8 protein-coding genes and 1 pseudogene are annotated in these 9309 nt (G+C 36.9%); 7 read left to right on the top strand and 2 right to left on the bottom strand.

Translation table 11 applies throughout. From position 1 onward, the window contains the following. The 3 genes and pseudogenes from ACJML3_RS08990 to djlA form a co-directional block, all read left to right on the top strand. A pseudogene (locus ACJML3_RS08990) lies at positions 1–209 on the top strand (hypothetical protein); the annotation flags it as partial. Further along, positions 202–1275: a DnaJ domain-containing protein gene (locus ACJML3_RS08985; RefSeq protein WP_406022510.1), complete on the top strand. Its 1074-nt coding sequence runs from the start codon at positions 202–204 to the stop codon at positions 1273–1275. The pseudogene ACJML3_RS08990 and the gene ACJML3_RS08985, both read left to right, overlap by 8 nt. 8 nt (positions 1276–1283) lie before the next feature. Further along, complete coding sequence (gene djlA / locus ACJML3_RS08980) at positions 1284–2174, top strand: co-chaperone DjlA (RefSeq protein WP_406022508.1); 891 nt, start codon at positions 1284–1286, stop codon at positions 2172–2174. A gap of 4 nt (positions 2175–2178) precedes the next feature. Here djlA and ACJML3_RS08975 read toward each other — a convergent pair whose 3' ends face one another. Next, on the bottom strand, positions 2179–2865 hold the full coding sequence (locus ACJML3_RS08975) for an RluA family pseudouridine synthase (protein ID WP_406022506.1): 687 nt from the start codon (positions 2863–2865) through the stop codon (positions 2179–2181). Between the two features lie 8 nt (positions 2866–2873). Further along, the gene (locus tag ACJML3_RS08970; protein WP_406022504.1) at positions 2874–3629 is read right to left on the bottom strand and encodes an outer membrane protein assembly factor BamD; all 756 of its coding nucleotides are present in this window, start codon (positions 3627–3629) and stop codon (positions 2874–2876) included. A gap of 263 nt (positions 3630–3892) precedes the next feature. Here ACJML3_RS08970 and rluD point away from each other — a divergent pair, with 263 nt between their 5' ends. From rluD to ACJML3_RS08950, 4 genes are all read left to right on the top strand, one after another. Then, positions 3893–4867 carry a 23S rRNA pseudouridine(1911/1915/1917) synthase RluD gene (gene rluD / locus ACJML3_RS08965; protein ID WP_406022503.1) on the top strand — a complete coding sequence of 325 codons (975 nt, stop codon included), beginning with the start codon at positions 3893–3895 and terminating at the stop codon, positions 4865–4867. Continuing rightward, a complete protein-coding gene (gene pgeF, locus ACJML3_RS08960) occupies positions 4851–5624 on the top strand; it encodes a peptidoglycan editing factor PgeF (protein ID WP_406022501.1) in 774 nt (257 codons plus the stop codon). Before rluD ends, pgeF begins: the two co-directional genes overlap by 17 nt. Positions 5625–5743: 119 nt before the next feature. Then, complete coding sequence (gene clpB, locus ACJML3_RS08955) at positions 5744–8323, top strand: ATP-dependent chaperone ClpB (RefSeq protein ID WP_406022499.1); 2580 nt, start codon at positions 5744–5746, stop codon at positions 8321–8323. Between the two features lie 60 nt (positions 8324–8383). Next, positions 8384–9055 (top strand): class I SAM-dependent methyltransferase, encoded by a 672-nt coding sequence (locus ACJML3_RS08950; protein WP_406022498.1) that lies wholly within the window; start codon positions 8384–8386, stop codon positions 9053–9055. The last annotated feature ends 254 nt before the right edge of the window (positions 9056–9309 follow it).

Genomic DNA, 9309 nt, shown 5'->3' with positions numbered 1-9309 from the left:
TGTATACATTCTCTGGTGCTGCAAGATATCAGGCTTCTGCTTTTGAAGGATATGAAGTTAGCAAGCTCAAACTGTCAGTCCTTTTTGAAAAGTGGTCAGAAGCTCATAAGATGAAAGGCCAGCTTTTAAAGGGAAGATGGTTTGATGTAGGCACTGTTGAGCGTCTTGAAGAAGTAAATACATACTACAAAGAGAACTGCCATGTCTGATAAGGATACAAGCAAAGATCTTTTATTACAAACAAATGAACCAAAGCCACCAGTAAAACCTAAAAGAGATTTTAAAGGTTTTCTTGTTGGTTTTGGTATCGGCATTTTTCTTGCTGTAATTACTCATTATTTTGTATTTATTCCTATTGTAGCAATTGCAGGATTTCTTCTTGTAGACAGAGTGGTTTACAGGAACTCATTAAAAATATATGAAGAAAAGCTCTTATCATATAATGCATATCTTGCTTCTATAGAAGAAGAGGAAAGGCAAAAAGAGCAGAAAAAAGAGCAGAGAAAAATAAAGGCTGCTCAAAAAAAGAATCGTGAAGATAAGGCTTCTCTGTACGAGAATATCTACACTGTAGCAGGTTACGTTCTTGCTAATGTTTCAGATCTGAATGTATATATTCAGAATGCCGAAGATGTGATTTCTCATTTCAAGGCAACTGAAGAGGAAAGAACTGTTGCAGTTGAGGCTTTCAACAGAGCATTAGATCCTGATTTTAATGTAAGTAACTATGTAGAAAGTTATGTTGCTTATGTTGGAAAGAACAGAGACTATATAAACTGCGTTCTTACTTATGCATACATCATTGCTTCAGATGGAGAAACCATAGATCCTGAGGTAAAACCAAGACTGTTTGAGCTTGGTAAGCAAATGGGTGCGTCAGCAGCATCGTTAAAGAGACTGTTCAGTTCAAATGGTGCTGAAGCAAGATTTGCAAGAATGTATGATAAAGAGGATCTGTCTTCTTCAACTGATGTCAGCGTAGATGTTAATGAGGCATCACAGGCAAATGGAACTGGCAATAAGCAAAAGACAGAGAATCCATATAAGAAAGGCAGAAGCAAGATAGATGAGGCTCTTGAGATCCTTGATCTTACAAGAAGTGCAACTGTTGAAGAAATAAAAAGAGCATATAAGAAGCTTATGCTCAAGTATCATCCAGACAGACTTGCATCACAGGGACTGCCTGAAGATATGATTGCAATTTATACAGAGAAGGCAAAAGCAGTTCAGGTTGCTTTTGCATTCCTTGAAAAAGAATATAAAGATTTCGTTTAGGAATATTGATGGATTTATATATTGGAAGAATTGTCGGCTTTATACTAGGTTTTTTCTTTTTTGGTGGACCTATAACTGGTATTATCGGAGCCTGTTTAGGTTACATATTTGTCGATAAGGATAAAATCAAGAAAGCACAGAGCAGAGCACAGGCACAAAGAGCATTTACAGATGCATCCTATAATCTGTCATTAGTGGACATAACTTTTTCCTTGATGGGCTATGTTGCAAGAGGGGCTGGCAGAATCAATCAGGATCATATTCAGTTTGCAAACAATATCATGGATATGATGCAGTTGACTGAAGATGCAAGATCTGTTGCAAGGACTTCATTTTCAAAGGGAAAATCAGAAGACTATGATCTTACAAAAACAATTTCACAGCTTCACTCATTAGTTGGAAACAATTCATCATTCATTGAATACATAATAGAGATTCAGATTCAGGTTGCAGTTTCTGATGGCCAACTAGATGATGAGGAGCTTCGCCGTTTAACCCGCATTGGATCAATGCTTGGTATATCTGAATTATCTTTACAGCGTCTGATATATATACGTTATGCTGAAGTTAAGATGAAGAAAGGATATACTTCTGGCAGTTCCTACAGTGGCAGTGAAGATAGATACTCATATAATCACTACGAATCAGGTTCAAATCAGAACAGCTCATCTTATAGTTCTTCATCATCAGCTTTGAGTGCAGCCTATGAGGTATTAGGCATAAGTGAAAGTGCAACCGATGAGGAAGTGAAAAGGGCACATAAAAAGCTAATGCTTAAATATCATCCTGATAGACTGGCATCATCAGGCTTAACACAGGAAATGATTCGACTTTATACAGAGAAAGCAAAAGATATTCAGGCTGCATTTGACATGATTAAAAAAGCAAGAGGAATGTAGATTATTATCTGCAAAGAAAATCAGGATAAGACTTGAATTTCAGTCTTTCATCTGTGTGAGGATGACTGAATTCAAGACTGAATGCATGCAGACATAATCTTGATGCTTTATCAGTATTTGTTTTTCCGTAGAAACGATCACCTAGTATAGGATGAGAGATTTCGTTTAAATGGACTCTTAGTTGATGTGATCTTCCTGTTATTGGGGTAAGCTCAACTAAAGAGCAGTTCTTTGTACAGACAATCTGATCATTAACTGAAAACTCATCAATTCTTCTGTAAATGGTATGAGAAGGTTTACCCTGTTCAAAATCAACAATCTGTAGAGGTCTTCTTTCAAGATCGCATCTTATAGGAAGCGTAACTTCACCTTTTTCTTCTATAAGTCCTTCTACTAATGCATAGTAAAGCTTATGAACTGTTTTTGCTTCAAATTGCCTGCAAAGATTTGATGTAGCCTCTTTATTTAAAGCAACAACCATAAGACCTGATGTATCCATATCAAGTCTGTGTACAGCAGCGCAGTCCTTGTGAAGAGTTCTGATCCTTGAAATTACACTGTCGTAATGACATTCAAGTCTGCCTGGAACGGACAGTAAGCCAGATGGTTTGTTAACTACCATGATGAAATCATCATGGTAGAGAATATCCAGAAAAGGATCTTTTGGAGGATTGTAGATAAAATTATCCACGATTTATTCTATAAACAGTTTTCATCAAACTTAGAATTTTCATAAACCTTTCTTGCATTCTGTGCAGGAACGTTAAGGCCTAATTCTTCATAGTTTTCAATCATTCTTTCGAGTGCTTTCTTTACATATATTGTATCAGGGAATGAATAAACTATGGTCTGATAATGGCGAATAGCAGAAATCAGAGCACCTTTATCCTGATAGAAAGAAGCGATTGCCCACTCACGTCTTGCAATCTGATCCTTAACACCAATAAGTCTGTAGTAAGCATCTTTTGCATATGGTGAGTCAGGATAGGTTTCAATCAGATCATTAAAGCTCTTGTAGGCATCGTATAGGTTTTGAGGATCTTTTTGTGCTCTGTCAAAACCTAAGAAATCCTGAAGCATAGTTCCATGAGCCTGAAGATAAGTTAATCCAGACAAATAAAGAACATAGTCTGCATACATTGAGTTTGGATTCAATCTGTTATAACGAGAAATTGCAGCTCTAGCTAAATCAGTTTTATGTGCTTTATAGTATACATAGATCATATCAAGCTGAACTTGATCGGTTAATTCACCGAAAGGATAGCGAGAGTCTAAAGCAACAAGATAATCTACAGCATTTGAGTAGTCACCTAAAGATGCATACTGTTTTGCTTTAGCGTGTAGAGCTTCTTGTGACAGATCTGGAATTGCATCCTTTTCGACAACCTCACTTGAGCAACCGGTTAACAGCATTGCAAGCGCAGCAAAAGGAAGCAGAATTTTTTTAGAAAACATCAATATGCCTCATGTTCTGTTTATTGTAATAGTTATCAAATCAGCTTCATATGATAACTGATATCAATCTTTTTTTCACAGAGATATCAAAAAAAATTATGTATAAAGAGCAAAAAGAGATACGTTTTGATTGTTTTAATATGGCTGTTCACTTATCAAATCAGACTCTGTTATTAAGTGTTATAGGCATTAGCGTGTTTTGAGTAATATTTTTACCTGATATATAATAAATTAAGTTTTTTTATCACGGTATCAAAGAGAACATGTCAGAGAAAACCGAATACACTGTAAATGATGAATTTCATGGTAAGCGTCTTGATGCTTTTTTAGCTCAGATGGCCCCTTCCTATTCTAGATCTGCATTAACACAGATGATCAAAGATGGTTTTGTGCAGATCGATGGAAAAGAAGTTACAAAACCAAGCCTAAAATTAAGTTCAGCTCAGATTGTTTCACTTACAGAGCAACAAAGAGAGGAGCTTGAAAATCAGCCTCAGGATATTCCTCTTGATGTTATTTATGAAGATGAATATCTGATTGTTATAAACAAGCCTGTAGGTCTTGTAGTTCATCCAGGTTCCGGCATTAAGGATGGTACTATCTTAAATGCTATGCTTTATCACTATCCTGAAACAGCAACTCTAGCAAGAGCTGGTATTGTTCACCGTCTTGATAAGGATACATCAGGATTAATGGTTATTGCCCGTGAGAAGTATGCTCAGATCAAGCTTATAAGAGCTATTTCAAAACATGATGTTGTTCGTGAATATGAGGCTATCTGTCAGGGACTTGTAACTTCAGGTGGTACCGTTGAAGCATCTATTGGCAGAGATTCATTTAACAGAACCAAAATGGCTGTAGTAAATGATGGTTTCGGACGAGAGGCAATTACTCATTATCGTGTAATGGAGCAGTTTAGAGAACACACCTTACTAAAATTAAGACTAGAAACTGGTCGAACACATCAGATTCGTGTTCATATGGCTTCAATTGACAGACCACTGTTAGGCGATAGCGTATATGGCGGAAGAAGATTAAAAATGATGAAAGGCGCTAGTGAAGAACTTACAAATGCCTTAAGAGATTTCAAACATCAGGCTCTTCATGCAGCTCATATTGAATTTATTCATCCAATAACAGGAGAAGAGATGAGTTTTGATGCACCTTTACCTGATGATTTTAAGTCGCTTATTAAACTTCTTCGAGAGGATGATCAGGTAAATGGAGAAAAGTTCTAGTATAAAAAAGGTTGATTATCTTCTTGATAATGTAACCTTATGTTATACAACAGTTAATGGTGGCTATTCAAAAGGAAACTTTTCAACCTTCAATCTTGGGTTGCATGTTAACGATAGTACCATTGATGTTCTCAATAACAGAAAAGAACTTACATCCTATCTGAACAAAAAAATAGTATGGATGAATCAGACTCATTCAAATACTGTTTTATATGTCAACTCATCCGATGCCAAAGCAAATGATGTTTTTTCTGATACAGTTCCGTCACTTGGTGTACAAGCTGACGGTATTGTAACGGATGATAAAAATATTGCACTTGCAGTACTTACAGCAGACTGTCTTCCATTAATTCTTGTTAGTGAAGATAAAAAAATCTGTGCTGCTATTCACTGTGGATGGAGAGGCATTTACTCGGGAATCATTGATAATGCTGTAAAAATCATCCGCGAGAAGAATACTAGTAAGTTATATGCCTTTATAGGCCCCCATATCTCTCAGAACTCTTATGAGGTTGGAGAAGAATTACTTTCAAAGTTTGTATCTGTTCTTGGTGAAGAGGCAAAGGAAGCATTCATAAAAAAAGGAGATTCAAAATATCTTTGTTCTCTTGAAAAACTAGTAAAGATAAATCTGAAAAAACTGTCTGTTTCAAAGGTTGAAAGCTGCCATATTGATACCTTTACTGACAAATCATATTATTCTTACAGAAGAAATCCTGTAACAGGAAGACTTGCAACAGTTATATCTCTTTCCTAAAAATGCAACGTAGTTTGCATTTTTCTATAAAGTGATAATCCTTATCACTTTAAATTACAAGAATCGTCCCCATATATTAGTTGAATACAAAATAAACCTTAATTTAAAGGGAGGCGTAAATGCGCTTAGATAGATTTACTGTCAAGTTCCAGGAAGCTTTAGCTGATGCTCAGTCTTTAGCTGTTGGACATGACAATCAGTTTATAGAGCCTGTACACGTAATGTCAGCACTTCTTGCACAAGAAGATGGAGCTGTAAGACCACTTGTAACTTTAGCTGGATCAGATCCTCAGGCATTAAAGATGCTTGTCGACAAGGCTGTTGACAAATTACCTAAGGTACAAGGCGTTGGTGGTGATCTGCAATTATCCCCTCAGACAGGCAAATTACTAAATCTTTGTGACAAGCTTGCTCAAAAGGGTGGCGATTCATATATTTCATCAGAATTATTTGTTCTTGCTGCAATTGAAGCTGATAGTGAATTAAAGGAAATCTTCACTCGTTGCAATCTTACTTTAGAGAAGGTAAATACTGCTTTAAAGGAGATCCGTGCAGGTCAGAATGTTAATGATGAAAATGCTGAGAACACTCGTGGTGCTTTAAAGAAGTACTGTATTGATCTTACAGAAAGAGCTGAAAAGGGCAAACTTGATCCTGTGATTGGCCGTGATGATGAAATTCGTAGAACAATGCAGGTTCTTCAGAGAAGAACAAAGAATAATCCTGTTTTAATTGGTGAACCTGGTGTTGGTAAAACAGCAATTGTTGAAGGTCTTGCTCAGCGAATTGTTAAAGGCGAGGTTCCAGAGGGACTTCGAAACAAGAGAGTTTTATCTTTAGATCTAGGTGCTCTGATTGCAGGTGCTAAGTATAGAGGTGAGTTTGAGGAACGTCTGAAGGCTGTTCTTAACGATTTATCTAAAGAAGAAGGCCGAATTATTCTGTTTATCGATGAGCTTCATACAATGGTTGGAGCCGGTAAATCAGAAGGTTCTATGGACGCAGGTAATATGCTAAAGCCGGCTTTGGCAAGAGGTGATCTGCACTGCATGGGTGCTACAACTTTAGATGAGTACCGTCAGTATATTGAGAAGGATGCCGCTCTTGAACGCCGTTTCCAGAAAGTATTTGTAGGTGAACCGTCAGTTGAGAACACAATTGCTATTCTGCGTGGTTTGAAGGAGCGTTATGAGATCCATCATCATGTACAGATTACTGATCCTGCAATTGTTGCTGCAGCAACACTGTCAAACAGATATATCACTGACAGACAGTTACCAGATAAGGCTATTGACCTTATCGATGAGGCAGCTGCAAGTATCAGACTGCAGATTGATTCAATGCCAGAGCCTTTAGACAAACTTGAAAGACGTCTTATCCAGTTAAAGATGGAACGTCAGACTGTAGCAAAGGAAACAGATGAGGCAAGTAAGAAACGTCTTGCTGCTATAGACGATGAAATAGCAACTGGAGAGAAGGAGAAACAGCGTCTTACAGAAATATGGAAACGCGACAAGATCATTCTTGAAGGTACACAGCAGCTGAAGATTAAACTTGAGAATGCCCGTCATGAATATGATGTTGCAAAGCGTAAAGGCGATCTTGCAAAAATGAGTGAGCTTCAGTACGGCGTTATTCCAAATCTTCAAAAACAGATTGAAGAAGGCGATAAGAACAAGAATGACGAAACTCAGCTTATCAAGAACAAGGTTACTGATACTGAAATTGCTGAGGTTGTATCAAAGGCAACAGGCATTCCTGTAACAAAGATGCTTGAAGGTGAAAGGGCAAAACTTCTAAGAATGGAGGATTCTCTTCATAAGAGAGTAATCGGTCAGGAAGAGGCTGTTCAGGCAATTGCCAATGCTATAAGACGTAGCAGAGCTGGATTATCAGATCCTAACAGACCAATTGGTTCATTCATGTTCCTAGGTCCTACTGGTGTTGGTAAGACAGAACTGTGTAAGGCTTTAGCTGAATTCCTATTTGATACAGAAAAGGCAATGGTCAGAATCGATATGTCAGAGTTTATGGAGAAGCACACTGTATCAAGACTAGTTGGTGCGCCTCCAGGATATGTAGGTTATGAACAGGGTGGTTATCTGACAGAGGCTGTTCGTCGTCGACCTTATTCTGTAATTCTGCTAGATGAAATTGAGAAGGCTCATCCTGATGTTTTCAATATTCTTCTGCAGGTACTTGATGATGGAAGACTGACAGATGGTCAGGGCAGAACAGTTGACTTTAAAAATACAGTAATCATCATGACTTCAAATCTTGGTTCAAGCATGATTCAAGAAGAGAATGAGAAGAGCGATTATGATGCAATTAAGTCAAAGATCCTTGCTATTCTTGAGCAGAACTTTAAGCCAGAGTTCTTAAACCGTGTTGATGAAACAGTGGTATTCCATCCATTGAATCATGAAAACATCAAGAGAATTGCAAGAATTCAGCTTGAAACTCTGTCTAACAGACTTAAGAGTGCTGGTTTTGATATTACACTTGGAGACAGTATCTTTGAGCGAGTTGCTACAGTTGGTTTTGATCCTGTATTTGGAGCAAGACCATTACGAAGAGCAATTCAAAATGAGGTTGCTGATCCATTATCAAAGGTATTGCTTGCAGGTAAGATCCCAACCGAGAAGCCATTAATTCTTGAGGCTGACAAGGATGGAAAGTTAAGCTGTAAGCCTAGATAATGCAGAATCTTGCAATATAAGGCAGGATTAGTATCCTGCCTTTTTTTACAACTGAAAAAAATGAGTATTAAAGAACAGTTTAATTTAGTGTCAAAGGAATATGATTCAGCAAGAAGAATTTTTATTCCTTGTTTTGATTCTTTTTACGAAAAAACAACAGAATTTCTGGCTGCAAATTTAAATCCGAAACGAATTTTAGATCTTGGTGCTGGTACTGGTCTTCTCGACGCTTTTTACATAAAGCATTTTCCAAATGCAAAATATCATCTTGTCGATGTTGCAGACAAAATGCTTGAAGTAGCAAAGAAGAGATTTGATAGTCTTGAAAATATTTGCTTTGAGGTAAATGACTATGCTCAGAATTACAGATATAAAGATTTTGACATGGTTATATCAGCTTTATCCATTCATCATTTAGAGGATGAAACAAAGCAAACTCTTTTTGAAAGAATTTATGAAAATCTTCCAAAAGGCGGAGTTTTTGTAAATTACGATCAGTTCTGTTATGACGATAAGGATTTATCTGAAAAGGCAGATTCGTACTGGCGTAAAAAGATAGAAAGCAGCTCTTTGAGTGAAGATGAAATAAAAAAATGGAAAGAACGCTGGAAACTTGATAGAGAGGTCAGTGTAAAACAGGAAATTCAGATGCTCAATAAAGCAGGCTTTAAGAATGTGGAATGTATATTCTATGAGCTTAAATTCGGTGTAATCATTGGATATAAAGATTAATTGAAGATTAATTGCTAAAAAAAATTAAAAAAATGTTTGACAAGAATTAAAAAAAGTCTATAATGCATTTCCGTTGTCACAAACGATAACGAACATTAACCAAGCGTTAATGAAGATCTTTAAAAATCAGTACGGACAATCTGTGTGGGCCCTCGGAAGAGGGACAAAAAAAACGAAGTGTTGAAAGCGAGAGCTGAAGGAACACAAAAAATCAAAATCTTTATTTTCGAAGAGTTTGATCATGGCTCAGATTG

This window comes from Succinivibrio sp. (assembly GCF_045124615.1).
GTDB lineage: Bacteria > Pseudomonadota > Gammaproteobacteria > Enterobacterales > Succinivibrionaceae > Succinivibrio > Succinivibrio faecicola.
Note: the sequence above shows the minus strand (reverse complement) of the source record. Positions and strands in the feature narration are given on the sequence as shown.

What these genes read in the sequence shown, in the direction of transcription:
- ACJML3_RS08985 (WP_406022510.1), top strand. Translation starts at nt 202, where the DNA reads ATGTCTGATAAGGATACAAGCAAAGATCTTTTATTACAAACAAATGAA.
- djlA (WP_406022508.1), top strand. Translation starts at nt 1,284, where the DNA reads ATGGATTTATATATTGGAAGAATTGTCGGCTTTATACTAGGTTTTTTC.
- ACJML3_RS08970 (WP_406022504.1), bottom strand. Translation starts at nt 3,629, where the DNA reads ATGTTTTCTAAAAAAATTCTGCTTCCTTTTGCTGCGCTTGCAATGCTG.
- rluD (WP_406022503.1), top strand. Translation starts at nt 3,893, where the DNA reads ATGTCAGAGAAAACCGAATACACTGTAAATGATGAATTTCATGGTAAG.
- pgeF (WP_406022501.1), top strand. Translation starts at nt 4,851, where the DNA reads ATGGAGAAAAGTTCTAGTATAAAAAAGGTTGATTATCTTCTTGATAAT.
- clpB (WP_406022499.1), top strand. Translation starts at nt 5,744, where the DNA reads ATGCGCTTAGATAGATTTACTGTCAAGTTCCAGGAAGCTTTAGCTGAT.
- ACJML3_RS08950 (WP_406022498.1), top strand. Translation starts at nt 8,384, where the DNA reads ATGAGTATTAAAGAACAGTTTAATTTAGTGTCAAAGGAATATGATTCA.